Source organism: Paenibacillus pini JCM 16418, from assembly GCF_000576305.1.
GTDB lineage: Bacteria > Bacillota > Bacilli > Paenibacillales > Paenibacillaceae > Paenibacillus_AQ > Paenibacillus_AQ pini.
Genome location: NZ_BAVZ01000002.1, coordinates 385,133 through 411,865, shown reverse-complemented (window position 1 = coordinate 411,865; position 26,733 = coordinate 385,133). Strand labels below are relative to the sequence as shown.

The 26,733-nt window shown below is 42.0% G+C and carries 30 protein-coding genes, 1 tRNA gene and 2 pseudogenes; 13 read left to right on the top strand and 20 right to left on the bottom strand.

From position 1 onward, the window contains the following. Nucleotides 1-96: 96 nt before the first annotated feature. Nucleotides 97-1,820: pseudogene (acsA, locus tag JCM16418_RS05240) on the bottom strand (acetate--CoA ligase). Between the two features lie 283 nt (nucleotides 1,821-2,103). Between acsA and JCM16418_RS05235 the strand changes: the two are divergent. Continuing rightward, complete coding sequence (locus JCM16418_RS05235; RefSeq protein ID WP_036646807.1) at nucleotides 2,104-2,736, top strand: GNAT family N-acetyltransferase; 633 nt, start codon at nucleotides 2,104-2,106, stop codon at nucleotides 2,734-2,736. 101 nt (nucleotides 2,737-2,837) lie between these two features. On the opposite strand, the pseudogene JCM16418_RS05230 reads toward JCM16418_RS05235, so the two are convergent. The 4 genes and pseudogenes from JCM16418_RS05230 to JCM16418_RS05215 all read right to left on the bottom strand — a co-directional run bounded on the left by JCM16418_RS05230 (nucleotide 2,838) and on the right by JCM16418_RS05215 (nucleotide 5,618). Further along, a pseudogene (locus tag JCM16418_RS05230) lies at nucleotides 2,838-3,535 on the bottom strand (5'-methylthioadenosine/adenosylhomocysteine nucleosidase). Nucleotides 3,536-3,627: 92 nt separating this feature from the next. Continuing rightward, on the bottom strand, nucleotides 3,628-4,644 hold the full coding sequence (ccpA, locus tag JCM16418_RS05225) for a catabolite control protein A (protein WP_036646806.1): 1,017 nt from the start codon (nucleotides 4,642-4,644) through the stop codon (nucleotides 3,628-3,630). A gap of 90 nt (nucleotides 4,645-4,734) precedes the next feature. Then, nucleotides 4,735-5,082 carry a bacillithiol system redox-active protein YtxJ gene (gene ytxJ / locus JCM16418_RS05220; protein ID WP_036646805.1) on the bottom strand — a complete coding sequence of 116 codons (348 nt, stop codon included), beginning with the start codon at nucleotides 5,080-5,082 and terminating at the stop codon, nucleotides 4,735-4,737. Nucleotides 5,083-5,180: 98 nt separating this feature from the next. Further along, complete coding sequence (locus JCM16418_RS05215) at nucleotides 5,181-5,618, bottom strand: hypothetical protein (protein ID WP_036646803.1); 438 nt, start codon at nucleotides 5,616-5,618, stop codon at nucleotides 5,181-5,183. 176 nt (nucleotides 5,619-5,794) lie between these two features. On the opposite strand from JCM16418_RS05215, the gene JCM16418_RS05210 reads away from it, so the two are divergent. Further along, a complete protein-coding gene (locus JCM16418_RS05210) occupies nucleotides 5,795-6,340 on the top strand; it encodes a type 1 glutamine amidotransferase domain-containing protein (RefSeq protein WP_036646802.1) in 546 nt (181 codons plus the stop codon). Between the two features lie 98 nt (nucleotides 6,341-6,438). On the opposite strand, the gene ptsP is transcribed toward JCM16418_RS05210, so the two are convergent. From ptsP to aroA, 4 genes are all read right to left on the bottom strand, one after another. Beyond that, nucleotides 6,439-8,178, bottom strand: a complete 1,740-nt coding sequence (gene ptsP / locus JCM16418_RS05205) for a phosphoenolpyruvate--protein phosphotransferase (protein ID WP_036646933.1) — start codon at nucleotides 8,176-8,178, stop codon at nucleotides 6,439-6,441. Continuing rightward, nucleotides 8,178-10,061 carry a glucose PTS transporter subunit IIA gene (locus JCM16418_RS05200; RefSeq protein ID WP_036646801.1) on the bottom strand — a complete coding sequence of 628 codons (1,884 nt, stop codon included), beginning with the start codon at nucleotides 10,059-10,061 and terminating at the stop codon, nucleotides 8,178-8,180. The genes ptsP and JCM16418_RS05200 overlap by 1 nt, the downstream gene beginning before the upstream one ends. A gap of 181 nt (nucleotides 10,062-10,242) precedes the next feature. After that, nucleotides 10,243-10,674, bottom strand: a complete 432-nt coding sequence (locus tag JCM16418_RS05195) for a CoA-binding protein (protein WP_036646800.1) — start codon at nucleotides 10,672-10,674, stop codon at nucleotides 10,243-10,245. 33 nt (nucleotides 10,675-10,707) lie between these two features. After that, a complete protein-coding gene (gene aroA / locus JCM16418_RS05190) occupies nucleotides 10,708-11,997 on the bottom strand; it encodes a 3-phosphoshikimate 1-carboxyvinyltransferase (RefSeq protein WP_036646799.1) in 1,290 nt (429 codons plus the stop codon). 137 nt (nucleotides 11,998-12,134) lie between these two features. On the opposite strand from aroA, the gene JCM16418_RS05185 reads away from it, so the two are divergent. Beyond that, nucleotides 12,135-12,446, top strand: coding sequence for a rhodanese-like domain-containing protein (locus JCM16418_RS05185; RefSeq protein WP_036646798.1), 312 nt, complete (start codon nucleotides 12,135-12,137; stop codon nucleotides 12,444-12,446). Nucleotides 12,447-12,515: 69 nt separating this feature from the next. On the opposite strand, the gene JCM16418_RS05180 is transcribed toward JCM16418_RS05185, so the two are convergent. Beyond that, on the bottom strand, nucleotides 12,516-13,031 hold the full coding sequence (locus JCM16418_RS05180; RefSeq protein ID WP_036646797.1) for a shikimate kinase: 516 nt from the start codon (nucleotides 13,029-13,031) through the stop codon (nucleotides 12,516-12,518). 247 nt (nucleotides 13,032-13,278) lie between these two features. Here JCM16418_RS05180 and JCM16418_RS05175 point away from each other — a divergent pair, with 247 nt between their 5' ends. Continuing rightward, nucleotides 13,279-13,512, top strand: a complete 234-nt coding sequence (locus JCM16418_RS05175) for a hypothetical protein (protein ID WP_052020058.1) — start codon at nucleotides 13,279-13,281, stop codon at nucleotides 13,510-13,512. On the opposite strand, the gene gnd is transcribed toward JCM16418_RS05175, so the two are convergent. Together gnd and JCM16418_RS05165 are read right to left on the bottom strand one after the other, a co-directional pair. After that, nucleotides 13,503-14,915 carry an NADP-dependent phosphogluconate dehydrogenase gene (gene gnd / locus JCM16418_RS05170; RefSeq protein WP_036646795.1) on the bottom strand — a complete coding sequence of 471 codons (1,413 nt, stop codon included), beginning with the start codon at nucleotides 14,913-14,915 and terminating at the stop codon, nucleotides 13,503-13,505. The two genes, JCM16418_RS05175 and gnd, sit on opposite strands and share 10 nt — an antisense overlap. A 173-nt stretch (nucleotides 14,916-15,088) precedes the next feature. Then, nucleotides 15,089-15,685, bottom strand: a complete 597-nt coding sequence (locus JCM16418_RS05165; RefSeq protein ID WP_036646793.1) for a YkzI domain-containing protein — start codon at nucleotides 15,683-15,685, stop codon at nucleotides 15,089-15,091. Nucleotides 15,686-15,890: 205 nt separating this feature from the next. Here JCM16418_RS05165 and JCM16418_RS05160 point away from each other — a divergent pair, with 205 nt between their 5' ends. Further along, complete coding sequence (locus tag JCM16418_RS05160) at nucleotides 15,891-16,514, top strand: DUF1054 domain-containing protein (RefSeq protein ID WP_036646792.1); 624 nt, start codon at nucleotides 15,891-15,893, stop codon at nucleotides 16,512-16,514. A 77-nt stretch (nucleotides 16,515-16,591) separates the two neighbouring features. Here JCM16418_RS05160 and JCM16418_RS05155 read toward each other — a convergent pair whose 3' ends face one another. Next, nucleotides 16,592-17,881 (bottom strand): MFS transporter, encoded by a 1,290-nt coding sequence (locus JCM16418_RS05155; protein ID WP_036646790.1) that lies wholly within the window; start codon nucleotides 17,879-17,881, stop codon nucleotides 16,592-16,594. 173 nt (nucleotides 17,882-18,054) lie between these two features. Between JCM16418_RS05155 and JCM16418_RS05150 the strand changes: the two genes are divergently transcribed. Further along, nucleotides 18,055-19,530: an aminotransferase class I/II-fold pyridoxal phosphate-dependent enzyme gene (locus JCM16418_RS05150; RefSeq protein WP_036646788.1), complete on the top strand. Its 1,476-nt coding sequence runs from the start codon at nucleotides 18,055-18,057 to the stop codon at nucleotides 19,528-19,530. Between the two features lie 97 nt (nucleotides 19,531-19,627). Here JCM16418_RS05150 and JCM16418_RS05145 read toward each other — a convergent pair whose 3' ends face one another. From JCM16418_RS05145 to JCM16418_RS05135, 3 genes are all read right to left on the bottom strand, one after another. Further along, nucleotides 19,628-19,933, bottom strand: a complete 306-nt coding sequence (locus JCM16418_RS05145) for a DUF1292 domain-containing protein (protein ID WP_036646786.1) — start codon at nucleotides 19,931-19,933, stop codon at nucleotides 19,628-19,630. A 96-nt stretch (nucleotides 19,934-20,029) separates the two neighbouring features. Continuing rightward, nucleotides 20,030-20,581: a stalk domain-containing protein gene (locus tag JCM16418_RS05140; RefSeq protein ID WP_036646785.1), complete on the bottom strand. Its 552-nt coding sequence runs from the start codon at nucleotides 20,579-20,581 to the stop codon at nucleotides 20,030-20,032. Between the two features lie 174 nt (nucleotides 20,582-20,755). Further along, the gene (locus JCM16418_RS05135; protein ID WP_036646784.1) at nucleotides 20,756-20,950 is read right to left on the bottom strand and encodes a hypothetical protein; all 195 of its coding nucleotides are present in this window, start codon (nucleotides 20,948-20,950) and stop codon (nucleotides 20,756-20,758) included. Nucleotides 20,951-21,081: 131 nt separating this feature from the next. Between JCM16418_RS05135 and JCM16418_RS05130 the strand changes: the two genes are divergently transcribed. Next, the gene (locus tag JCM16418_RS05130) at nucleotides 21,082-21,819 is read left to right on the top strand and encodes an MBL fold metallo-hydrolase (RefSeq protein ID WP_036646783.1); all 738 of its coding nucleotides are present in this window, start codon (nucleotides 21,082-21,084) and stop codon (nucleotides 21,817-21,819) included. 79 nt (nucleotides 21,820-21,898) lie between these two features. Here JCM16418_RS05130 and JCM16418_RS05125 read toward each other — a convergent pair whose 3' ends face one another. Both JCM16418_RS05125 and JCM16418_RS05120 read right to left on the bottom strand, forming a co-directional pair. Next, nucleotides 21,899-22,138 (bottom strand): DUF3892 domain-containing protein, encoded by a 240-nt coding sequence (locus tag JCM16418_RS05125; protein ID WP_036646782.1) that lies wholly within the window; start codon nucleotides 22,136-22,138, stop codon nucleotides 21,899-21,901. Between the two features lie 89 nt (nucleotides 22,139-22,227). Then, nucleotides 22,228-22,671: a GNAT family N-acetyltransferase gene (locus tag JCM16418_RS05120; protein WP_036646780.1), complete on the bottom strand. Its 444-nt coding sequence runs from the start codon at nucleotides 22,669-22,671 to the stop codon at nucleotides 22,228-22,230. A 587-nt stretch (nucleotides 22,672-23,258) separates the two neighbouring features. Here JCM16418_RS05120 and JCM16418_RS05115 point away from each other — a divergent pair. After that, the gene (locus JCM16418_RS05115; RefSeq protein ID WP_036646779.1) at nucleotides 23,259-23,504 is read left to right on the top strand and encodes a WGxxGxxG family protein; all 246 of its coding nucleotides are present in this window, start codon (nucleotides 23,259-23,261) and stop codon (nucleotides 23,502-23,504) included. A 25-nt stretch (nucleotides 23,505-23,529) separates the two neighbouring features. Then, nucleotides 23,530-24,042: a DUF3231 family protein gene (locus tag JCM16418_RS05110; RefSeq protein ID WP_036646777.1), complete on the top strand. Its 513-nt coding sequence runs from the start codon at nucleotides 23,530-23,532 to the stop codon at nucleotides 24,040-24,042. Nucleotides 24,043-24,145: 103 nt separating this feature from the next. Here JCM16418_RS05110 and JCM16418_RS05105 read toward each other — a convergent pair. Then, a tRNA-Val gene (locus tag JCM16418_RS05105) sits at nucleotides 24,146-24,218 on the bottom strand. Between the two features lie 239 nt (nucleotides 24,219-24,457). Here JCM16418_RS05105 and JCM16418_RS05100 point away from each other — a divergent pair. From JCM16418_RS05100 to JCM16418_RS05090, 3 genes are all read left to right on the top strand, one after another. Further along, nucleotides 24,458-24,646, top strand: coding sequence for a hypothetical protein (locus JCM16418_RS05100; protein WP_036646775.1), 189 nt, complete (start codon nucleotides 24,458-24,460; stop codon nucleotides 24,644-24,646). A 299-nt stretch (nucleotides 24,647-24,945) separates the two neighbouring features. Beyond that, complete coding sequence (locus JCM16418_RS05095; RefSeq protein ID WP_036646773.1) at nucleotides 24,946-25,146, top strand: hypothetical protein; 201 nt, start codon at nucleotides 24,946-24,948, stop codon at nucleotides 25,144-25,146. A gap of 127 nt (nucleotides 25,147-25,273) precedes the next feature. After that, nucleotides 25,274-25,462 (top strand): hypothetical protein, encoded by a 189-nt coding sequence (locus tag JCM16418_RS05090; RefSeq protein WP_036646772.1) that lies wholly within the window; start codon nucleotides 25,274-25,276, stop codon nucleotides 25,460-25,462. Between the two features lie 86 nt (nucleotides 25,463-25,548). Here JCM16418_RS05090 and JCM16418_RS05085 read toward each other — a convergent pair whose 3' ends face one another. Further along, nucleotides 25,549-26,289 carry a glycerophosphodiester phosphodiesterase gene (locus tag JCM16418_RS05085; RefSeq protein WP_036646771.1) on the bottom strand — a complete coding sequence of 247 codons (741 nt, stop codon included), beginning with the start codon at nucleotides 26,287-26,289 and terminating at the stop codon, nucleotides 25,549-25,551. A 180-nt stretch (nucleotides 26,290-26,469) separates the two neighbouring features. Between JCM16418_RS05085 and JCM16418_RS05080 the strand changes: the two genes are divergently transcribed. Next, complete coding sequence (locus JCM16418_RS05080) at nucleotides 26,470-26,631, top strand: hypothetical protein (RefSeq protein ID WP_036646769.1); 162 nt, start codon at nucleotides 26,470-26,472, stop codon at nucleotides 26,629-26,631. Nucleotides 26,632-26,733: the final 102 nt, after the last annotated feature.

The window sequence follows — 26,733 nt, the reverse complement described above, 5'->3', positions numbered from 1 at the left end:
GAAGTAATATCAAAAAGAGCAGGATGTCCAATGGACATCCTGCTCTTTTTGATAGGTTTCGCATCATACAGCGCGACCATGTATTTTTAAATTCTCTTAATCTTCAATAGTAGATAGATCACCTGTTGGAAGATCAAGCTCCCAAGCTTTCAATACCCGTCTCATAATTTTACCTGACCGGGTCTTTGGAAGCTTATCTTTGAACTCAATTTCGCGAGGTGCTGCGTGGGCAGATAATCCTTCTTTGACAAAACGATAAATCTCATCCTTCAGCTCATCCGATGCTACATATCCTTCACGAAGCGAGATAAAGGCTTTAATGATTTCACCTCTTGTGACGTCTGGCTTGCCAATAACACCTGCTTCTGCAACAGCAGGATGCTCTACTAGCTTGCTCTCAACTTCAAATGGACCAACGCGCTCCCCAGAAGAATTGATAACATCGTCCACACGTCCTTGGAACCAGAAGTAGCCTTCCTCATCCATATAAGCTGAATCACCCGAGATATACCATCCAGGAATTTGGAAGTACTCTTGGTACTTAGATGGATTATTCCAAATTCGATTCATCATCGAAGGCCAAGGTGCTTTAATTGCTAGATTCCCCATCGTGTAAGGAGGTACTTCATTCCCCTTATCATCTAGAATTGTAGCATCTACGCCCGGAATTGGGCGACCCATTGAACCTGGTTTAATTCCCATACTTGGATAGTTACAGATCAACTGGCCACCCGTTTCAGTCATCCACCAAGTATCATGGATACGCTGCCCATAAACCTTTTCTCCCCAACGAACAACTTCAGGGTTAAGCGGTTCACCTACAGATAATACATGACGTAGCTGCTCAGATTAAATTTAGAAATCACCTCAGTACTGGCACCCATCAACATGCGGAATGCTGTTGGAGCACTATACCATACGGTAACTTTATACTTATCAATTGTACCGTACCAATCCTGCGGGCTGAAACGGCCACCGCGAATGACATTCGTTACCCCATTAAGCCATGGTGCGAAAATGCCATAAGAGGTACCTGTGACCCAACCCGGATCTGCTGTACACCAGTAGACGTCGTCCTCTTGTAAATCAAGAACCATTTTACCTGTATAATAATGTTGTAACATTGCATTTTGAACATGATAAACACCTTTTGGCTTACCTGTAGAACCGGAAGTATAATGAATAATTAAACCATCACTACGATCGAGCCATTCTAATTCTAAATCTGTAGAGGCACTATCCATTTCCCGTGCAAAGTCAATAATTTGCTCATCCTCTTGCACACTGTCACCAATAACAAAAATATGTTTTAGATCAGGTAGTTCATCCTTCTTAACACGTCCTAGTAACTGTGTGGTCGTTACAAGTGCAACGGCACCACTATCTTCAAGACGATCCTTTACAGCCGTTTCCATGAATGCTTCAAAGAGTGGGCCTACTATAGCTCCAACTTTCAAAATACCCATCAATGCAAAGTAGAGCTCAGGACCACGAGCCATAAATATAAATACTCGATCGCCTTTTCCGATACCACGATTGCGAAGCACATTTCCGAATTTATCGGATTGTTCTTTAATGTCAGCAAAGGTGTAGCTTTCGTCGCGCGTAGCATCACTGTAAAGCAATGCAGTCTTATCGCCGCGACCTTCCGCAACATGACGGTCAATAGCCTCATACGCCATATTTACTTTGCCTGTTTCATACCAAGTAAAATGCTTCTCTACATCTTCCCATTGAAATTGCGAGCGTGCTTGCTCATAGTCGCCCAAATTGGACGATGAAACCACGCTTGGCAATATCTCATTGTGAATTTGATCCATACTTTCATCCTCCCTCGTTCTCCATTGATAGGTTAGCGCTTACACTTTTGTATGAACTTAATGCCAAAATGACACCATACACACGTAAATTAACAAATAACGAGAGCTTGTCGATGATTGCCGTTAGGCTGAATCATAGGTGATTAAACCTCTTAGATGCAGTTAAATATGTGACTAATTTATGTCAGAAACATTATAGCACATGATGTATCTCCCTGCCATCGCTTTTCATTTTTTTGTTTTTTTGCTATAAGTAGTTTAGAAGCAGAAAGGAGCGTCCCAGATGGAACACCTTAAACTGTACCATGTTCACCCTATAACTCATGAGGATCGCTGTCTGGTGGTTGAAGGACCCGTGCCGCCTGATAGACTTTCTCAAATGACGATGCATCCTGATCTGGATGCTTTCCGGCGTCCCGCTGAGCAGCTAGAAGCTTTAATAGAGATCGCAGGACTAGACGAAGGACGTATTATTATTACCCGTGACGAAAATACAATTGTCGGTTACGTAACCTTTCATTATCCGGACGAACAGGAGCGTTGGTACCAGGCCCATATGGACGATTTAGTCGAGCTTGGGGCCATTGAGGTAGCCAACAGCTACCGCGCTCTCGGATTAGGGCAGAGCATGATTCGAACGGCATTTGAAGGCGGTCAAATGGAACAATATATTGTATTTACAACGGAATATTATTGGCACTGGGATCTGAATAATAGCGGACTCAACGTGTGGGACTATCGTAAAATGATGGAAAAGTTAATGCAGGTCGTAGATATGATCTGGTATGCTACAGATGACCCTGAAATTTGCTCCCATCCTGCCAACTGTCTGATGGTCCGAATTGGACATGATGTACCTATTTCGTCCAAAGAACAGTTTGACCGTATACGGTTTCAACAGCGCTTTATGTATTAAATAGTACAAGCCAAATAACCCCGTTGATCCTCCCCTGAAGATAAGTAAATCTCTTATCATCGAAGAAGATTCGGGGTTATTATTTTATAGATTAACTAGTGTTAGAAGTTCTCAAGCATGTAATCCAATATGGCATGTGAGCGTCTAGAAGATGTCACTGTGAAATCAGCGAAATTAGCATGCGCAGAACCATCCGCTTTATCAGACATTGAACGGATTACAACAAATGGAGTGCCATTCATATAACAGGCTTGGGCAACTGCTGCTCCTTCCATTTCGACACAAGCTCCGTTCAAATGCTCGTAGAACCATCCACCTGCTCAACGCTGGCAATAAATTGATCACCAGAAAGAACACGCCCTACTTTATAGCTGCCTTCACCTAGATGGTTGCACGCTTGCTCTGCTAGAGCTATCAAACGATTGTCGGCCTTAAAGACCGATGTCTCTTGATAAGGAATGACACCACGCGCAAAACCGAGCGGAGATACATCCATGTCATGTTGCAAGCATTCAGAAGAGATCACAATATCACCGATATTTAAATCAGGATGAACGGCTCCCGCTACTCCAGTAAAGAGTACAACCGCGACTTCAAACGAATCGATTAGAATTTGGGTTGTAACCGCAGCGTTCACCTTGCCGACTCCCGACTTGCAAAGAACGACTGATTTCCCCTGATATTCCCCCTGAATGTACTGAATCCCTGCCTTTGTGACCTTATCAACATTCTTCATACCCGCTAGTAGTAGTTCGATTTCCTCATCCATAGCTCCGATAATACCGATTTTTTCCGACATTTTTTTCTCCCCTTATAAAAGTAACTCCACATTCCAAAAAAAGCCCCATGAAGGAGCTTTGTTCAGAGCACTGTATTTACTTATTTAAAACATTAGTCTTTGTTATTCACATGGTTAACCGACAAGCGAAGAATCGTTTCATGTGGCAGTATCACACGAGGATTGTCCACATTTTCTTTCTTCATAAGCTTAGTCAGCAGTCTCATGGCAACGGCTCCCAAATCATACATTGGCTGAGCAACTGTAGTCAGAAGTGGACGTACCATGGAAGCCATACGAATATTATCAACGCTAATAATAGAAAAGTCATCTGGGACTTTAAGCCCCTCATCCTGAATACTATGAATAGCACCAATTGCCATTTCATCCGTAGCTGCGAAAATCGCCGTCGGTTTCTTCTTCAAACCAAGGAAATATTTCATAGCTTCCACACCAGATTCATAGCGATAGTTGCCAATACGAACTAAATCTTCTTGATAAGGAATATTCGCGGCTTCTAGTGCCTTCTTATATCCATGGAAACGAGCATATCCATTCGCAGGATCCTGAAGCGTACCGCTAATCATTGCAATTTCGCGATGTCCGTGTCGAATGAGTGTGTTAACTGCGTCAAATGCAGCAGCTTCATGGTCAATATCAACTGAAGGATAGTTACCATTCTCATCACGCGTAGCACAAAGAACAATCGGCACAGCCGATGTCTGGAATGCTTGAATATGTTCTTCTGTCACCGTTCCACCCATAAAGAGTAGCCCGTCCACCTGCTTCTCAAGCAAGGTGTTGATGACACGTATTTCTTTTTCTTTCCGCTTATCCGCATTACACAAAATAATATTATAGTGGTACATGTTAGCTATATCTTCAATACCCCGAGCAATTTCAGCAAAAATAGAATTTGAGATATCCGGAATCACAACACCAACAGTCGTTGTTTTCTTACTAGCAAGTCCCCTTGCTACCGCATTCGGACGGTATCCCAAACGTTCAATTGCTTCGTATACTTTTTTACGGGTTTGAGGCTTCACGTTGGGGTTATTGTTAACAACCCGCGACACCGTGGCCATCGATACGCCTGCTTCACGTGCCACATCGTATATGGTTACCGTCAAGTTATTCTCTCCATTGCCAATAAATTTTCACTCGTTCAACCCAATAAATTCAATGATACGACAAAATATTGCATTGCGCAATGATAACACTTAAGCTTGCTGCAAATGCTCGTTTAGTGCATCAGACGTAATATTAGAATGGGAGGTATGCCAAATGGGTTTCTGGTTGCGAATAAGAATAACCTGTGGTGATTGATGCTGCACCCCAATTAGATCAGCAACCTCAAGCGAAACCGGACGGTCCTCTACAACATGAATCAAACCGTACTCAACCGCTTCATTCGGCTGGTCCTTCAGATAAGACATGACTTCCTGATAGGCCCCCGCGCTAATAGGACAGCGTGTACTATGTTTGAATAATAGTAGAGGCTTATCTTTGGAGGCTTCCAATGCGGTATGTAATTGTTCACTTGTTGTCAGTTTAGTCATCGTCGCCATTTGATATACATCCCCTTTTTTCGATTAAAGTCCTTACCATATCGTAACAAAAAGTTCGTGATAAATCCAACGTAGGTAAAATAACCTTTACATTCAGTTTAAACCTTTGATGAAAAATTGAATTCTGGTAACGTGGATGAGAGCTGTGAAAGACGCAAGCGAATGTCCTCAACCCATACAGTATCATCAAGACTTTCGGCATACCTGTACAAATCTAAAAGCAAATTGATACGTTCTCGAAATTCTGTTTCTACAAGAAGCTCAGGATCACCCAAATAACTTTGCCCTGCATCGGAAAAAACCTGATACACCAAATGTGCCATCTCATTATAATCAGTTAGAGAAAAGCTCGTCTTAGCTGGGTTTTCACCTAGCAGTTCAACGCATCGCTTAAGCTCTGGCTTAATGGATTCCGTAAGTTCGTAACTGGAGCATGGCTCGCAGGTCAGCACTGGAACATGGCGGATTACGACACGATGAGTGTACATGACCGTTCGAAGCTCGAGTCTCATAATTTGTCCGCATTTACATTTCATTGCCCTAATCCCACCTCATATAGCTTTTGACATCTTTATAAAGCGATAGAATAATAAACATGTGTTTATCATTCGTATTCGCTTTCAAAGGGTCTGATTCCTTCCTTTTGGATACGATTCTTTGATACACTGTTATGTAAGATGTTAACTATTCGCTATCAAAGGAGAAATACACTATGCGACTGACAGGCAAAAAAATAATTGCTCTTGTTGATGAGGAATTTGAAGATTTAGAACTGTGGTATCCGGTTTATCGTGTACGGGAGGAAGGCGCTGAGGTTCATTTAGTTGGACTCGAGAAAGGGAAATCCTATATCGGAAAATACGGTGTTCCTGCTAAAACGGATTATGCGTTTGAAGAAGTAGAAAGTTGTGACTATGACGGAATTCTCGTTCCAGGAGGCTGGGCTCCCGACAAGTTGCGTCGTTATGGAAAAGTGATACAGCTTGTACAAGAAATGAATGCGGATCACAAACCAATAGGTCAAATTTGCCATGCCGGATGGGTGCTCGTTTCGGCTAAAACTCTGCAAGGAGTAACTGTGACTTCAACACCAGGTATTCGCGATGACATGGAGAATGCAGGGGCAATCTGGTTAGACGAGCCAGTAGTCACCGACAGACATATCATATCCGCTCGCCGTCCACCCGATTTGCCTGAGTATGGTAAAGCTTTCTGTGATGCATTGGCGGCTGGAAATTCATCATCTTCGCAAAAGTAAATATAGTTGACCCATGATAGTTACTATATAGAAAGCCTCCCCTGTCACATGGATAGAGGAGGCTTTCTATATGTAATAGCCATGTACTACATTCAAGGTTATTCCAGATGTGAAATCATGTTCGATTCATTGAAATGACTTAAAAATTCTTCAGTCTCAGCATTCGTTCTCATGTTCATGCATCTCTGTGCTACATATTTAGCATCCGCAGCCGTAGTATGTAGGACACGGTGCTTCACCCGCAACAGCGATTGAATCGACATACTAAGGTCATGGACTCCAAACTCAAGCCATAATGGAATTGAACGTTCATCTGCTGCCATTTCTCCACATACACTTACCGGTATGCCTGCCTTCTGTGCAGCCTCTACGATCATTTTAAGCATACGCAATACCGCTGGATGAAATGGGTGGTACATATGGGCTATCTGTTCATTCATCCGATCTACAGCAAGTACATACTGTACGAGATCATTAGTACCTATGCTGAAAAAGTCACACTCCTCAGCCAGTAGATCTGCTATCATTACCGCAGCTGGAATTTCAATCATGATTCCAACAGGGATATCCGACCGAAAAGGTTCACCTCTAGCCTCTAGCTCCAATTTAGCTTCCCGAAGAATATCGTTAGCTTGTCTTACCTCTTCAATGGATGAAATCATGGGATACATAATTTTAACGTTGCCAAACGCACTAGCACGAAGAATAGCACTCAACTGAGTCTTGAAAAGCTCCCTGCGATCTAGACTGATCCGAATCGCTCTATAGCCGAGTACCGGATTATCTTCCTCTGACATTGGGAAATAATCTAGCTGCTTATCTCCGCCAATATCAAGGGTGCGAATGACCGTTGGTTTGTCGCCCATCTGCTGTGCAACTTGCTTATAAACCTCAAATTGCTCATCTTCACTAGGAAATGAAGTACGATCCATGTACACAAATTCAGTACGGAACAGCCCAACTCCCGCCGCTCCATATTTAAGCACCGTCTCCATTTCTTTCGTAGAACTAATATTGGCCAGCAGAGTTAATTCGGTCCCATCCTTCGTAACTGCTTCAACAGAAGCCAGTAATTCAAGTTGTTCTATTTTCTCCTGTTGCTTCGCACGAATAGAACTAAACTTCTCAATAATATCAGCTTCCGGATTTAAGTGAATCGTCCCTAAGCCACCGTCCATAACAATTAAATCACCTGTTTGAATTGGAGAATTTAATTTATTATCGAGTCCCGCAACAAGCGGGATGCCGAGTGCACGCGCCATAATTGCTGAATGGGAGGTTTGCCCTCCAAGCATCGTCACGATCCCAAGAACATGTGATGGATTCAAATGGGCAAGCTGGGAAGGCGATAATTCTTTTACAACCAGAATATATGGCTGAGTATCTGCTGGGAGCGTAACCTCTGGTGCACCTAATAAATGCTTAAGCAGGCGATTTCCAACATCCTTAATGTCCATTGCCCGCTCTTTCATGTACTCATCGTCCAACAAGTCAAACATCGTAACAAAATGGTCAATAGCTTCTTTAACCGCTACCTCCGCTGCCTTATATTGTCGTTCGATAACTCCTTGTATTTCATTCATAAACACAGGATCATCCAGAATTGCTAAATGAGCATCAAAAATGCTGGACTCCTCTGGGCCTACAATTTCTTTAAATTCATTCTTGATGAACTCGATTTCGCTCTTAGAAGTACGAATTCCTTCATACAACCGTTCAAACTCACTGGCCAAATCTACTACATCAATTCCGGTTTCGGGCAAATCCCATTCCCAATTCGGTAGAACGAATGCTTTACCAATCGCTACACCAGCAGATGCTCCGATGCCTTGTACCATCATTCCAAACCTCCAACATTCCTGTCATGTAATACAACAGACATCACGGATGCCTGGCCTTTTTTGACTATTCTAAATGGAGCAAAGCTCCAAGATTTCACGCGTTCTGGATTCGTGATGACCATCGGCGTAGCCAAGGATGAAGCATGACTACGGATATAAGCAAGGTCAAATTTAACGAGCAATTGTCCTGGACTTACCTTATCGCCCTCTTGCACGACAGCTGTGAAATGGCCGCCCTTCAGCTGCGAGGTATCAATACCGATATGAAGAAGCACTTCCAAACCTTCAGGTGTCGAAATGCCGATGGCATGCATGGTTGGATAAATATGCATAATTGTGCCTAACACAGGTGAAACTAATTCTCCCCGTTCAGGCATGAAAGCAACCCCATCCCCAACCAGCTTCGCAGCAAAGATATGGTCTGGCACCTCTTCAATCGGAAGCATCCGGCCTTGTACAGGAGCACAAAATAATACCTGAGGCAAATCGCGCTGCATTAGCTTGTTCACTTCCTCACGAATCAGTTCAGAATAAGTTCCGAACACAACCTGTACATTCCCGCCGCCTAGCTTAATTAGTCCAGCAGAACCGAGCATTTTCAAAGCATTACTATCGATCATGCGATCATTCTTAACGGTGAGTCGTAGACGCGTAATACAAGACTCTACCTGAACGATATTTTCTTTACCGCCTAGTGCCTCTAATATTAGTGGTGCCTGATAAGGAATATTTCCCGCCCAATCATCCAGCGTAGAACCTTCCTCACGTCCAGGTGTCGGGATCTGAAATCTCCGAATAGCCCAGCGGAATAAGAAGTAATAAACAAGCCCATAACCAATTCCAATAGGAATGAGGAGCCAAGCGTTATGTGATAAATGAAAATTGAGAACAAAATCGATGGCCCCTGCTGAATACGAGAAGCCGTGATGAATATCGAGCGCATATGTAAGCCACATGGCAATACCTGAAAGAACAGCATGCAACACAAATAAATATGGAGCTGCAAATAAAAAAGCAAATTCAATTTGTTCCGATACACCTGTCAGGAAACAAACGAGTGCCGCAGTTAAGAAGGTCTTCTTCACCTTAGGCTTCAAGTCTTCTCGCGCTTCCTGAATGATAGCCAGTGCGATACCCGGAAGTGCAAACATCATAATTGGAAAGAGTCCAGCCATAAATGTTCCTGCTGTAGGATCACCCGAAAAGAAGCGGGGTAAATCACCCTGCACAATTTGACCTTCAGGTGTTTTAAATGATCCGAGCTGAAACCAAAATACATTATTTAATAGATGATGTAGTCCAAAAGCTGTAAGAATACGATATAGAATACCATATAATAATAACCCAAAGCCGCCCATATGCGTCATCAGTAACGTTAACTCATTTAATCCTCTTTGTAAAAAAGGAGTAATGAAGAGCATTACCCAAGAGAACATAGCTGAGAAAAGCCCCATAAAGAGCAGTACAAAACGTGATCCACCAAAAAACTGGACAACCTCCGGTAATTTAATATATTTAAATCTATTATAGACAATACCTGCTATCGCTCCGAATATGATCCCAATTAACGTTGCTGGCTGAATATCACCATTCCCAAGGTGCCTTGTGATCTGGTCATAAATAAACATACCCGCAAGGGCAGCAAGTCCTGCTGGCCCTGCTTGATTAGCAAGCCCCCAGGCGACACCGACAGCGAACAGATAAGGTAGGAAATAAAAAATCCCTTGCCCCGCCCATGTACATACATCGGCAACAGCTGGAATTCCCCATGCAGCCCATGGAAGACTGCCTACACAGAGCAATATGGCAGCCGACGGCAATGCCATCGTTGGAAGCATAACGGCTCTGCCGAATTGCTGCAGCGATCCCAACCAATTCAAGGCTACACGCCCCTTTCTACACACATATTAAGAATGGTAAGCTTTGAGCAAGTTTTTGTCAAAGAAATACGTTACAAATAGCCCTATTCTATAAACAAAAGAAAGGATGAGCAGGTATTCCGTTCATCCTTTCTTTTTAAATCCAGCTTTTTTGTAGAAACACGTATCCAATCATACTAACTTAAGATCGTTCAGGACGAGTTATAGAATCCTCCACTTTAATACAGCGGTCCATAATCGCCTTCATACCAGCCTGCTCAGCAATGGCTGCTGCCTCATCGCTTATAATTCCTTGTTGTAGCCACAATACTTTGGCATTAATGTCAGCAGCCTCTCGTGCCACATCTGCACAGTATTCACTACGACGGAACACATTAACAATATCAACAGGGTCTGGAATGTCTTTTAAAGAAGCGTAACATGTCTCACCTAGAATTTGCTGACCAGCTACAGCTGGGTTAACCGGAATAATACGGTAACCGCGCTGCTGTAATGCATTAGCAACCATATAAGAAGTTCGGTCAGATTTGTCTGACAAACCTACCACGGCTATATTACCTGCATTCTGCAAAATATCTTTGATTTCTTCACGAGTCGGATTCTCAAATGACATCCTAATCCCCACCTTTCCGTTACTATAGTATTACTATACCCATTCTAGTTTGGCACCAAGCGTTTTCATATGGTCAAAAAAATGTGGGTACGATTTGGCAACGTGATGCGCATCCTTAATTCGCAGTGGTGCCTTCGATCGAAGTCCCACAATCGTTAAAGCCATAATAACCCGATGGTCATAATGTGCGTTAATTTCTACGCCACCTTCTACACCTTCTGGGCGTCCATGAACGATAATCTCCGCCTGTTTCTCTTCAACACGTGCTCCTGCCTTGCGAAGCTCATTAAGATAGTCTGTGATCCGGTCACACTCTTTATAACGTAGATTCTCCACGTTATAGAACCTTGATGTACCCTCAGCAAATACCGCCGCTGCCACCATCGCTAGCACTGCATCCGTTGCTGCATCCCCATCAAACTCAACAGCCTTCAGCTTACCATTTCCGCGAATGTGAACGATATCGTTCTCATGAGTTAAAGGGACCTCCATCATTTGCAGTACATCTACTACTGCCCGTTCTCCCTGCTTACTCTTCACAGGTAAACGTTCTACCGTAACATCTGACTCCGTAACGGAAGCAGCTGCAAGAATGGCAGCGGAACCCGGATAATCTCCTTGCACCGTATATGTTTTAGCCTGATAGACCTGGTTGCCAGGAATACGGAAGTGCATATAATCCTCACTCGCATGAATAACGATACCAGCCTGTTCCAATACTTCTAAGGTCTGTCCAATAACTACTTTCGATTTAAGATCATCAATGACTGTGATTTCACTATCCTCTTTGAGCATCGGAGTAAGAAAGAGCAATGAACTCAGATATTGAGAACTAACTGCACCCGAAACCTTAATGCTTCCTCCCTTAGCTTGGCCACCACGGATCGTGATCGGCAGGCGGCCGTTTTCATGCTCAACTTCTACACCGATCTGACCTAGTGCCGTAATCAAATCATCATGAGGTCTTTTTCCCAATGAATCTGGGTATGTATTTACAAAAGTCACATCTGGGCAAAGCGCTGCAATCCCCATTAGAAATCGAAGTACCGCACCAGCGTTGCCCACATTCAGCTCTTTCACATCACTTGGATGACTTCCGAAGCCAGTAATAACCGCCTTCTGATCATCTTCTACCAAGGTTGCTCCCAAATCTTGAATACAGCGACGCATTGCATCACTATCCTCACTGTGGGCTGGGAAGTGAATTGTACTTGTTCCCTCAGCGAGAGCTGCTACAAGCAGATATCTTGTCGTATAATTTTTGGAGGAAAGAGCGCCTATGGTTCCCTGTAACCTTGGGGTAGGTGTAACTATCATATCCATATTATTGAACTCCTTTATTTAAAAGTATGGTGTATTCTTGGAAAAATAGTTCGGTTGATTTGACAGCCGATTTGCTGCTTGGGTATCATTAGGTTTAATTCAATCTAAGAACATAAACATGAAAAGAGGCGCTCCTAATGTCCAATATTCCTGAAATTGAACCTACTGAGGTTAGACGCCGCCTGCTTGCAGGCGAGGCACTGCAAATGATTGATGTCCGTGAAGACGAAGAAGTCGCTCAAGGCATGATCAGCGGTGCAAAACATATCCCTCTTGGTGAAATTCCTGACCGCCTGGATGAAATCCCAACTACAGGTGAAGTCATTATCATCTGCCGTAGTGGTGGCCGCAGTACACGGGCTTGTCAGTACTTCCTTCAGCAGGGCATTGAGAATTGCATTAACATGACTGGCGGTATGCTCCAGTGGAATGAAGAAGAGGAAGATTAATACTTTGATTAGAAGCGGTAAGCCTACTAGGGCTTACTGTTTTTTTAATTATAACATATTCTCGTAGGCTTAGACGCGGTAATGCGATAAAATTATACGCGTGATATCTTCCGGTGTACGTTCCGTTGTATCAATCGTTTCATGTGCAAAATGATACGCATGCTTACGTTCTTCTAGAATAGCTCTGACCCGCTGCTCAGCATCCCCAGCAAGAAGTGGTCTATGACCATGCTGACTCACCCGCTCAATAATTTGTTCAGCCGTGGCTGTGAGCGCAACGACCCAGCCTCCCTGCTTCATCAGCTCGCAGTTCTCACCTCGCAGGACACAACCTCCGCCCGTTGCCATTACCTGTCTGCCTTCACTTGATAATAAGCTCCGCAGTGTATTCGTTTCCGCTTGGCGGAAATAAGACTCCCCTTGCTGCTCGAACATATCGGCAATTCGCATTCCTTCTGCTGCTTCAATCGCAGCATCTAAATCTACAAATGAATATCCGAGCTCTTCAGCCAACATGGCACCTACGGTTGATTTACCCGTTCCCATCATGCCAATTAATATAATATTCTGACCTTTATAATCCAACTTGCCACCCCTTTAAAATTCCTTTCACTCCCTAAACTTTTTCATATCATACCATAGCCCAAAAACATTCGACAATCATCGTAGAGATGTCAAAGTCTATTTACTACAACTCTTCCATATACATAATATAACCCGAAAGATCAGTAGATTATGAGGAGAGAAACTAAATAACGATGATACATTCCCAAGATAGAGATCATTTGAAGATGAAACGAATTAAACAAATTACAGACCCACAGCATACCTTATGCAGGGACGATATGATCTGGGCGCTGCATTATGTACAAAAAAAGTGGCTCAAGGTGAACCAGCTCTGCTGGAACTCCCTAAGCCACGTTTGCTGCTAAACTTCCAAAACTTTGGAGAAGCTGCCATCATGCTATTTAGCGGTTCTCAGTCCAGTCATCTAGAGAACGAACGTATTCGTTCCTGTCTATTAGAAGCGATGCATGGACTGCTTTCTGGAGAAGACTACTCTTGAATCCAGTTGTGGTGGAACACGCCTTCTTTGTCCACACGTTTAAACGTGTGTGCACCGAAGTAGTCGCGCTGAGCCTGTAAAAGGTTAGCTGGCAGTCTTTCTGTACGATAGCTATCGAAGTAAGCAAGTGCACTTGCAAAGCCCGGTACAGGAACTCCTTGTGTTACTGCAGCTGCAACGGTTTGTCTCCATGCGCCTTGATAATTTTCGATAATATCAGTAAAGAACGGATCGAGAAGCAAGTTTTTAAGTGCTGGATTGTTCTCATAAGCATCTGTAATGTTTTGCAAGAAACGGGAACGGATAATGCAACCACCGCGCCAGATCTTAGCAAGATTACCATATTTAAGATCCCAGCCGTATTCATCAGATGCAACGCGCAGCTGTGCAAAACCTTGGGCATAGGATACGATTTTACTTGCAAATAATGCTTTACGAACATTTTCAATAAATTCAGCTTTGTCGCCTGTGAACGCTTCGTTCTTAGGTCCGTGCAAAATTTTGCTCGCTTCCACACGTTCTTCTTTCATAGCAGACAAGAAACGGGAGAATACCGATTCTGTAATCATAGACAATGGAACACCTAGATCAAGTGAACTTTGGCTTGTCCATTTACCCGTACCCTTTTGTCCCGCAGAATCGAGGATCACATCAACTAATGCTTTACCTGTATCTTCGTCTTTTTGAGCGAAAATATCTGCAGTAATCTCAATGAGGTAGCTATCCAGCTCGCCTTTGTTCCATTCCGTGAAAATTTCATGCAATTCATCGGCATCAAGGTTCAGCACATCTTTAAGCAATTGATAAGCTTCGCAAATCAACTGCATGTCACCGTACTCGATACCATTATGCACCATTTTCACATAGTGTCCGGCACCGTCTGGCCCGATATATGTACAACAAGGCTCGCCATTAATTTTAGCAGAAATGGCTGTCAAAATAGGTTCAACCAGCTTGTAGGCACTTTCTTGTCCACCTGGCATAATAGAAGGACCCTTCAAAGCACCTTCTTCTCCGCCAGAAACGCCAGTTCCGATGAAACGGAAGCCCTTATCTTCTAGTTCTTTACTACGACGAAGTGTATCTGGGAAATAAGCATTACCGCCATCGATAATGATATCGCCTTGATCAAGGAATGGAAGCAATTGTTCAATGGTAGCATCTGTTGCTTTACCAGCTTGTACCATAATTAAAATTTTGCGTGGAGTTTCCAGAGATTGAACAAATTCTTCAATCGAAAACGTTCCGATTAAGTTCTTACCTTCTGCTTCTTTAAGAAGATCATTCGTTTTCTCAGGCGAACGGTTAAATACAGAAACCGAGAAGCCTTTGCTTTCGATGTTGAAAGCTAGGTTCTTACCCATAACGGCTAGGCCGATCACACCAATTTGTTGTTTAGACATATGGTTCTCCATCCTTTACTTCTTATATTTTTAAATGAAAATTTTAGAATACACTCATTTTAGCGTGTTTACGCATAGAAGTGAAGTCCGTCTTTACGATTGCACCGCGCTAAAACACCCCGTGAAGCCGAGGTGTCAGCATAGATCTATCTTATTGTAATACAAAATGGTATTTACCATTCAAGTTTCATCAGCTCTCTGCTTAATGCAGCGAGATTCTCTTTACAGCGGTTCACCTTCTCTTCGTCCCCATCTTCCATTGCCTGAAACAGTCGTTCCAACTCATCATCCACATCTAATCTTAAAAGTTTCAGGCGCTGCTCGCCTTCCCTCGAAGAAAACATTTTCAATATTTCTTGTTCGGTCATCATCGGACCTTTTTGATACAATACCTTCTGGCTATACCCTGATATTTCAACGAGCCTAATCACTTCACCAAATAGGATACTCTCGATCAGAATTTGCCTATCTTTAAATCGTTTGACAATGGCATGACCCTTCGTATCTTCGATTAATTTCTCCATCCACTCGGCCAGCCTGACGTCACGAATAATATAATCTCCAACCATTTTATAACCGTTTCGAGTGCGAACAAACCGCAGCTTAACTAATTTACGTCCCGTCCGGACGGATACAACAAATAGTGAATCATTCTCACTCCAGTATAAAGAATACCCATCTTGAATTAGATCCTTTATCAAGTCTTGAATATACCTACGGTTGAAACGCAGCTCCAAATTGCAGTACTCCACTTCGTAACTCTTATTCACACGGCATTTCCCCCTTGAGAAATGGACTGTTAAACCATTCGATTTGCTATATTTTATACTTTATCTTATGTAACGGTAACTTGGATTATTGACTATTTTTACCTTGAAGCAGGATTGTTGTCCTATTCTATGCAAAGTTAATTGAATTGCCTATGTTATAATTACATCTACAATGACTAAGTTATAGGATATAGGAGGCAGCAATATGTCGTTTAATGGATTCCAACCTTCAGATTTTGAAGTCTTCAACGTACCTGGTTTGGAGCCGCGCATGGAAGCTTTAATTGAGAAGGTACGGCCTAAGCTTGAAATTCTGGGTAGCGAAATCGCACCTTATCTATCTGCATTATGCGGAGAAGAAATGTATGTCCATGTGGCCAAGCATGCGCGGCGTACAGTAAATCCTCCTGACGATACATGGGTAGCTTGGGCCGCTAACAAAAGAGGCTATAAAGCGCTCCCCCATTTTCAAGTAGGTATGTTTGGCACGCATTTGTTTATTATTTTTGCAATTATTTATGAAAGCCCAAATAAAACCGTATTTGCTAAGCACTTGGAAGCGAGTAGCAAGCAGATTAAAAAAGACTTACCGGATCAATTCTACTGGTCCATGGACCATATGAACCCAGCTGGCACACGTCAATCGGAGTTAAAAGTAGAGGACTTCATCGCTATGGCGAACAAGCTGAAATCCGTGAAGAAATCCGAAGTTCTATGTGGACTTCAAATTGACAGCAAAGACCCTATTCTTCAAGATGGCGATAAGCTCATTACAACCATTCAATCTACTTTTGATAAGCTACTCCCACTTTATAAGAAAGCTTTTTAAGCCTTACAATAAACAAAAAGGACCGTTTTCACAGATTCAATCTGAGAAACGGTCCTTTTAATGATGTTAAACCTAATCTAATGACTGAGCTTAGCAGCAGATTTACGTGATAACATAAAATGAATAATAAACAGTAGAGCCATGACGATAGCGCTCGCTAGGAAAGGTACAGAGTGCCCTACATGATCCCACAGCCTTCCTGACACAACAGGTCCAACAACCATGCCTGAACCTTGCAGCGTCAAGAAGAAGCCCCACACAGCACCCCGTTCGCCCTTTGGAACGAGATGTGCTATGAATGTATTCCATGCTGGCAAAATCATGGCATAACTCACTCCTACAACACCAACAAATAAGAAGACCAGTGGCAATGCACGCACCATGGAGAAAATACTTAGAGAAACCGCTGCAAGCAAGAAGCCCGCATTAAGAAACGGCGACGTTCCAAACCGATCAATCAACTTACCACAAGGGATAAGCGCTAACACAGTTATACCGCCACCTGTAACGAGCAATAAACTATACAGATTCGGTGAGATATGTAATTCATTCTGAACATATAGCGTAATGACAGGACTGAGCAGTCCGATAACAAAAGATTGCAAGAAAAGTGCTGGATAAACGAGCCAGCTCACTTTTAAATTATGCTTAACTTCATACAGCGTACTCTTGACGCTGCTCTGCAATTGACGCATTTTATCGCGTAGTGAATTCCCAACGCTCACACCAGCCTTCCCGACTGAGGCGCCTGTCTCTTGTACCTTATCCCTTACTTTTTTCGGTAGTAACACAGCTACCATAACTAGAATAATTCCACAGCCTATTAGAATCAAAAAGGCCGTATGATAATTCTTATCCGTACGATCCATTAGAAAATTCATAAAGATCGGGCCTGCTCCTGTTCCTCCAAGCGAAGCCATTTCTAAAGCCCCCATCGCTTGACCATTGCTATTGTTTGGACCGGAAATTTCCGTCGTGCCAGTCATCGCACATGGCCACAGGGGAGAGGTACCTATACCTAATATGAAGCAAGCCAGCGCTAGCCATCCCGCTCCAGAGAAGAAGGCCAATATGGTTACAGCTACAACCGTTAGCAGTAACGCACCACTCATCGTTTTGCGGAACCCTAATCTTTCGGCGAGCCAACCGGATGGACTACGAAATAAATTGTCTCCTATGTATTGTAGTGAGAAGGCGATACCGATCACATTCGCGGACAGACCCAAATGATTCTTCATGTATACCGGTAAGACAGCTACAAGGAGCGATCCTTTCATAAATTCAACAAGAAATAGGATGATTAGAAATTTGATGAAAAAGGGCGATTTCCAGTGCCGCGTGACTGGGGCTCCAATAGCTTGTGACATCATTTCACTTCCTTTATCTACGATTTGCATGATCGTTGTTATGAGCTTTAATAATAATGTACCCACAATAAGGGGAGAATTTCACAATCATACAAAAAGTTCCTTGCATTCCCCCCCCATTTTGCTATACTCAATTTTGTTAATTTAACAGATGAAAGGTTGTGACAGCATACATGGATCACCACCGTACTCCACTATTCACTGCACTCAAAGAACATGCGGCCAGCAACCCTGTACAGTTTCATATTCCCGGACATAAAAAGGGCTTGGGAACGGATGCTGAATTTCGCGAATTTATTGGCGACAACGCCCTCTCCATAGACTTAATTAATATTGCACCACTTGATGATCTCCATCAGCCAACAGGTGTGATTGAGGAAGCTCAGAACATGGCGGCAGATGCATTTGGTGCTGATCATACCTATTTCAGCGTACAGGGCACAAGCGGTGCCATCATGACGATGATTATGTCCATTTGTTCACCGGGTGATAAAATCATCATTCCACGTAATGTGCATAAATCGATTATGTCAGCCATCATTTTCTCAGGCGCGAAGCCTGTGTTTGTATCACCTGCACGTGATGAAAATTTGGGAATCGATCATGGGATTACGACCCGTTCTGTTGAGCGTGCACTAGATCGGCATCCAGATGCTAAAGCCGTTTTGGTAATCAACCCAACCTATTTCGGCGTAAGCGCTGATTTGAAAGAAATCGTAGATCTGGCTCACAGCCGTCACGTACCTGTATTGGTCGATGAAGCACATGGTGCCCTCATCCATTTCCATGAGGATCTACCGATGTCTGCGATGGAAGCCGGTGCAGATATGGCAGCAACCAGTGTTCATAAGCTGGGCGGGTCGATGACACAAAGTTCTGTGCTTAATCTGAATACAAAAAATGGTTTTGTTAATCCTCAGCGAGTGAAGACGATTATCAGTATGCTTACTACAACTTCAACATCCTATATATTGCTCGCATCTCTTGATACGTCTCGGCGCAATCTAGCGTTAAATGGACATGCTATTGCCCAGAAGGCGATTGATCTTGCTGAGGCAGCACGTAAGAAACTGAATGAAATTGATGGATTATACTGTTTTGGTTCAGATATTCTAGGCGGCGAAGCTACGTATGACTATGACCCTACGAAGCTAACCATTCATGTAAGGCATCTAGGAATTACAGGGTATGAGACGGAGAATTGGCTACGTGAGCATTACAATATTGAAGTTGAACTTAGTGATATGTATAACATCCTTTGTCTCGTTACATCAGGCGATACTCAGGAATCATTAGATATTCTGCTTACAGCTATGCGTGAACTTTCTGCTACGTATTACCTAGTGAATCAAGCGCATGAATTAGTTGTAAAAATCCCAGAAATTCCGCATCTGTCACTAACCCCAAGAGAAGCATTTTATGGAGATACAGAAGTCATTCCATTTAAAGAATCCGCTGGCAGAATTATTGCTGAATTCATTTATGTTTATCCACCTGGAATCCCTATTCTGCTGCCAGGGGAAGTCATTCCTCAAGAGAACATTGATTACATCGTGGATCATGTGGAGGTAGGACTTCCTGTCAAAGGGCCAGAAGACCGCAGCATAGAGTTCGTTAAAGTCATTGTAGAGGCAAATCCAATCTTCTAAATGGTTAAGCTAAACTGAACTATAAAAAAATCCCGCAACCGTTAATCCGGTGGCGGGATTTCTTGTGTGATCACTTATTCGCAATCTAAAGCGTTACTTAGTCGTTTTCATGCTCAGCAACAAGCACATTGTAAGCTTCTTCTACAGCTTTCCATTCTTCTTCATCTTCAATATTGTAAAGCATCATTTCCTCGTTCTCTTCTTCAACACGTAGGATGATGCCGTCCGCTTCCGGATTCTCACGTTCCAATAGTAGAGCGTAGAGCTGCTCTCCTACATCAAATGTTTCAACAAGTACCATTTCCACGTCGTTGCCCTGCTCGTCTGTCAAAGTCAGGACGAACTCTTCTTGTTCGTGGTCATGATCGTGATTATGGTCATGGTCATGTGTGTGATCACTCATATTTTTAAATACCTCACTTTAGGTTAGTTTACATACTATCGTATCGTAACATGGAAGGAACATCTGGTCAATTTGACCATATAGAGCCTACTTTAATTAGTTAAGAGCGGTAATTACTTTCTCCGAAATTAGTGCATAATCACTATTCTTTGTCATCTTCATATAGAAGCCTACTTTATATTTACCCTTAACTTTGAAATCATACGTAAAGTCGTCGGTACGAAACCAGAAATTATCTTTATCTTCACTTAAATCCTGAGACTGAATATCTTTGGAAATGCCATTTGGATCCGTAATCGCAACCTTCACGCCCGCGACCGGTACTTCTAAACTATCCACCTGACAGAAGATATTAAATTTAAGTTTTCCTTTGTTTACATTTCCAAAAACCGTTCCACCCTTAAATAAGAAAATATGTACGTTTGGTTTCAAAAATTGTACTTTATTGGTGTCACCATTCCAGCTCACTAAACCATTAAATTCTCGAATGGGAACATAAGTCTTACCGTCGATCACATACCCACCATCCTGCACTTCTTCGCCGTTAATGAGGACCCGGATCTTTTGAGACACGGAATCAGCGAACAACAGGGAACTACCCATTAAGGAAAAAATGCACACGCACAGCATAATTTTTTTCAATCTCATATCCTTAAATTCCCTCCATTTCGTTCATGATGTTGTATGTTTATACGAAAAGTAAGTATGCAAGTTGCGCTCCCACAGGATTAAATTACTAATTTTTTCACAAAAAAAACCTGCAGATGCATCTACAGGTTGAATAATTCTTATAACAAGGTAAAATAGACATTTATGATTGACTTATTCTTTTTTCGTAAGTATGCAAGGCACACCTTTGCCTATGGCTCCCGGAACTCTCATGCGAGCTGCATAGGAAATCCCCAGCGAACAAGGCGTTTTACAGGCTTCGCATACCCCGGAGGTAACGACCTTCATCCCTCGATGCTGCTTTTCACTTTTCTGCTGTACTGGCTTTTTACTCTTTCCGTTAGCCATCTACTGGCACCTCACTTCCACATCTGTGCATTTGTACATCATATGGAGCCATGAAAGATGTGGAACCGTGCGGGACGCATAAAAGCATGATATATTTATAAATAATGATTGATTCCTAGGAGGTGACTTCATTGACTTTGAAGCTGCAAATGCTCGGCACTGGGAGTGCTTTTGCCAAAACATATTTTAATAACAATGCATTGATCTACGACGAGCAATATACTCTGTTAGTGGATTGCGGCGTGACGGCTCCTCAGGCGCTACATCAAATGAACAAGCCATTTAATGAAATTGATGCAGTATTGATCACTCATATTCACGCAGACCATGTCGGAGGATTAGAAGAACTAGCTTTTACAATGAAATTCCGGTTCCAACGGAAAATGAAGCTGTATATAGCCGAAGCATTAGTCGACACGCTTTGGGAGAACACATTAAAGGGTGGGATGTACCAAAAGGATGAAATTATGCAGTTATCTGATGTTTTTGACGTATGTCCATTGAAGCCGGCAATGGCATACGATATTACGAACGGACTGCGTATCGAATTGCTTCCTACCCAGCATATACCAGGCAAGGATAGCTACTCTATATATATTAACGAGCATATATTTTATAGTGCAGATATGACGTTTAATCCTCTATTGCTGCATCATTTGGTAAATACTCGCGGATGCGACGTTATGTTTCATGAATGCCAGCTGGAAGGAATCGGTGAAGTTCATACGACACTGAAAGAGCTTATGTCCCTGCCACAGTCCATGCGTGAAATGATATATTTAATGCATTACGCTGATAATAAGGATGAGTTTGTTGGACATACTGCCGAAATAACCTTTCTAGAACAAGGGAAGATATATTCTTTTTAAACCTACGTACAGAAAAAAAGCGAGTAAGACACGTTTGACCGTGCCCTGCTCGCTTTCTTCTTACATATGAATGTGAATTTTATTTGAAATTCGGCAGCTGATCCAAATTATTTGAAGGATCGCCGTCTGCGTCACCGCGTATATACATCTCACCGTCTTTGCCTTTAAACACATTGACGCCTGCAATAGCACCTGCTTTGACTTCCTCAAGCGCTTGTTCATAACTCAGTTCACGTCCGGATGATGTTTGAAAAGCCGTTAGATCACCATCATCATTTTTTTGCACTGCGACAAATTGTTCTCGGTCTGCATTTCCCATAGGTATCCGCTCCTTTGTAGGTATGGTCCCTTTCACGGGCATGCTTATCGTTCCCCAGAGATACAACCTCTATACTTCGGTGCTTCGTACTATAGTTTCTTCTTCATTCGTACATGTGGTATCCCCGCGTCGTCAAATGGTTCCTTAGAAAGAACCTCATATCCTTGTTTCTTATAAAAAGGCTCTGCCTGACATTGGGCATCCAGAATTGAATATTGAAGCCCTAACTCCCTTGCGCGCTCTTCCATCGCCATGAGTAGCACTCTGCCAAAGCCCTTCACTCTATATTCTTGCAGTACGGCAATACGCTGCATTTTGGCTGTCTCAGGGTTGTAATAAATGACTCTCCCTGTCGCCACATATTCACCTTGATCTTGGATCAGAATATGATGCACATCTTTGCTAATTACATCGAATTCATCAATTTCAATCTCAACAGGAACCTTCTGCTCGTCTACAAAAACCTTTTTGCGTATTTCTAGCCCATGCTTTAATTGTTCCTCAGTCGTTACACTAATAATTTCAGCTGCCATGTTCATTACCGCTCCTTCTCACATTATATGCTATTCGAGTCCGATTACCCGGAGCTACCTGTAAGTGAATTATTATACAAAAGATTCAATTTCATGTATAGTTGTCGGTAGACAAAAGTTCATTAGGAACAAGATATTTCGGGTGAAAGGGGTCATCAACAGATGGGTATTGGAGCCACCATTTTTATCTGTGTTGTTCTATCCGCAATTTTAATATTTTCATTCATATATGTTACTAAAAAAGGGTACTCCCGCAAGTGGGATGAGGAAGAATAGTATCGTGTTATTTCAAATAAATTGATTAAGACAACAAGCCCCTTCGTCTATTTTAGATGAGGGGCTTTCTTATATTATAAAGAGTTGTTAATAATTTCGCTAATCGTACTTAACCTTATTTGATTTTTGCCTCTTTCCACCTCTACAGTACCGTCATGTTTAAAATTAAAATGATGAGAGTTAACATTATGATGGCAATCAGCTTAAGCTTGTTTAGACTTTTTTTAGAATAGTTAAGTTTGATTTGGGAAAAATAATCTTGGTATCTGCACCCGCCACACTAAATTTTGTTTCTGAAAGGAGGAGCCTCAATGAAGAAAATAATTGCATCATTTTTAGCCGTATGGAGTATCGCTTTGGTTCTTGTGTTTCCTGCATTTGCAGAAAACAACAATATGAATTCGAACGATATGAACAATCACACAAACGAAATGAGCACAAACAGCTATAAAGCTACTTCTGCAACTGATGATAACCGTACAAATTGGGGATGGCTTGGATTGCTTGGTTTAGCAGGTCTCGCAGGACTAAAACGTCGCGATCCTGAACGTCATTAAAGAACTTGCTAAAGGAGATGTGAACATGGGAATTTTAAGCGATAATCCTAAAGATGAGCCTATGCACTATGGTGAAATTTTTAGTGTATGGCAAGCATCTACGATAGCTAAAGGCATGGTTTCGGGTTACCAGGCTTTCCTAAACCATGCTGGTGACAAAGATCTCAAGAAAATACTTAATGATCTTATTGACCAGGCTAAGCAAGAAATTAAGGAATGTGATACTTTGCTCACTGATAACGGTATTGCACCTTCACCTGCGTTGCCTGAAAGACCACAAGTTAATCTTGAAGATATACCAGTAGGCGCAAGATTTACTGATCCTGAGATTGCTGCAAAAATTGCAGCTGATACTTCTCTCGGTCTCGTTGCTTGTAGTCAAGTAATGGGGCAATCCATTCGAGTCGACATAGGTGCGCTGTTTGCGAAATATCATTTAGCAAAAACAGCCATTGGCGTCCGTATTCTTGAGATGACCAAAGAAAAAGGCTGGCTTGTCCCTCCACCTCTTCAAGTAAAGAGAATTGAAGAAAATTAGATATTAGCTTTGATAATCCTGCTCACTAAGAGCAGGATTTTTCAATCCATCTTAATATCCCCATAAAAATAAAAAAACCCTAGAATATCAAGGGTTTTCGTGATGATCTGCAGTGGGCTCGAACCACTGACCCCCACCCTGTCAAGATGGTGCTCTCCCAGCTGAGCTAGCAGATCAAATCATATACATATGATTTACTCGCAATAAATATATCCATTATCATATCAGGCTGTATAAATCGTGTCAAATTATATTTTTAAGAGAATAGGTCAAATTGAAGTAGGTTCTTTAACATTTGTGTGGAATATATATCTTAGTCAAATTAATCACTTCATGAACAATAACAACATGTGGATAAATTTTGGATATAAAGTCAAAAATGGTAGGTATAACCGACTCAAAGGAGTGGCGCGGTATGCCAAAGAAGCTGTTGTATATTGTGGTGAGCTATTGTGTAATTATCATCCTGGCAGGATGCTCAGTTAGTCAACAAGATACGCAACCTACGCGTTTGAATCATTCAAGCTCGCCGGTGATGAAAGATGTTTATCCGAAAACTGTGCCTAGCGACGTTTATTCTCAGAAAAATGTAACGCCACCCTGATAAAACGAATTACTTTATTTAAACTTAACGAGGGTTCGGCAGATGCCGATCTCTTTTTAGTTTGCTACTTGAGTCCAAGGTGATAGACGAACAATATCCTCTTTATGTATCACATTCTTCACATTCTTCTATTCATTGTAAGTTTCTATGAAAAATAGTCCCAACGACCCCATAAATGGGTCAATATGTTCAATATTAGAACATACGCTCTCTATGATTTTATCCATTTATCTCCTATGATATAGGTATATCGTGATTCTAAAGTCACAAACAGATGAACACTACAGGAGATAAGTCTTATGCTAATTGAAAAAGAAATTCAAATTGCTATTGAACGTGGTCAACAAATTTTCGTTAAAAACTTAGATGGATACACCATTACAGGTACGCCCGAGCAATCCGAAGACCCATTGAAACTTAGAATGCGTACGATTGAAGGGGCCATGTGGCTCTATCTAAATGAAATTGATCATATATCGAGACTAATTTCGTTTCGCTAAAAAGATGACTGCTACTACCTGTGGCAGTTTTTTTTGTGTCTAAGAGGGAAGAATGGTTCATGATGAGCATTCCGGTTTAACCTTGAAGTAGTTGCTTATACACCCATAATAGAAAGGAAGAATTCTCATGAGTAAATTTAAAGATGATGAAAGATTGCCAGGCTTTGAGTCTATTCCAGACCCGGCATCCGAAACGCCATCTTCTACGGATATGATTGAAGACATATTAGAAGAGGGTTCCAAAATTCATAAAGAACATGAAGAAGAACGAGCCCGCACCAACGATGAGGATGATGAGGATTTTAATATCGTATAGTTCTTCAATCGTACCTAGTCCGAACAAGTTAAGTATCAAAAATAGACCGCTGCAATTGCAGCGGTCTATTTAGTTAATTATCTATTTTACACATTAGTAGTCGTTTGAAGCAATGCTGCCAGACGATCTGGGTAATCCGTTATAATCCCTGCCACCCCAGCTTGGATCAACCTCTGCATTTCCTCCGGATCATTCACTGTAAACGGATGATATACCATGCCATGCCCTTTGGCGCTTGCTACAAATTCGGGATATACCGCAAAGTGATACGCATGAAGTGCATCTGCACGAAGCGTGCGAGCATATTCCCATGGTTCATATAAGCCTTCCATATATAAAATTCCTGTTTGGATATCTGGAGCAATTTGTTTGCAGAGCGCCAAAGAATAATGATTGAAACTCGACAAAATCACTTGCTCACTTAATCCATATGCACGAATCCGTTCAATAACTTTCTCCTCAAGGCCCTCATAGATGACAGCTCCGTTCTTGAGCTCTACATTTATGATGATGTTACGCTCTTTAACGAGTTCGAAAAGTTCGTCAAGGGTTGGAACACGTTGTCCCTTAAATGATGGGTCATACCAGCTTCCAGCATCAAGAGTTCTTATTTCTTCGAGTGTTGTATTTTTAACCCAGCCTTGTCCGTCTGTCGTCCGCATAAGCGTCTCATCATGAATGAGTACAAGTTCGCCGTCTTTAGTCAATTGTACATCGGTCTCAATTCCCGTAGCCCCAAGCTCCAAACTCCGGATAAAAGCCGCCAACGTATTTTCTGGACAATATGCCGAAGCACCGCGGTGAGCAAAGTTTATCACGTTCCCCATTTGACTAACCTCCTATGACATGTATAAGCCTATTTGTATACTACTATAGCGACTACATGTAATGACAGTATAAACTTGAAAATTTACAACTTGCTCACAATTACTTAATCTCTTCTTAATAATTCTTTTATATGATGTATAAAGTAAGATAATGAATATATGAAGAGGTGAACATATTACATGATCGTTTATGACGTCATTGTTGATGGAGAGGTAAAAGAAACCATCAAACCGCTGAATCAGCGTCTACAAGCCATTTATACTTTTGTCAGTGAAGAAGCGAAGCTTATGACTAAGAAGTACAAAGGAACAGTCTACTTAAATCGAAGAATTATTTATTAACGAAAAAAGGGATCTTAAGAGATCACCTTTTTTTTATGCGCATATTCAGGTATATTAATCTTGTATTATCTAAATAATGGTAAAATAGTGTAGTCTTTATGT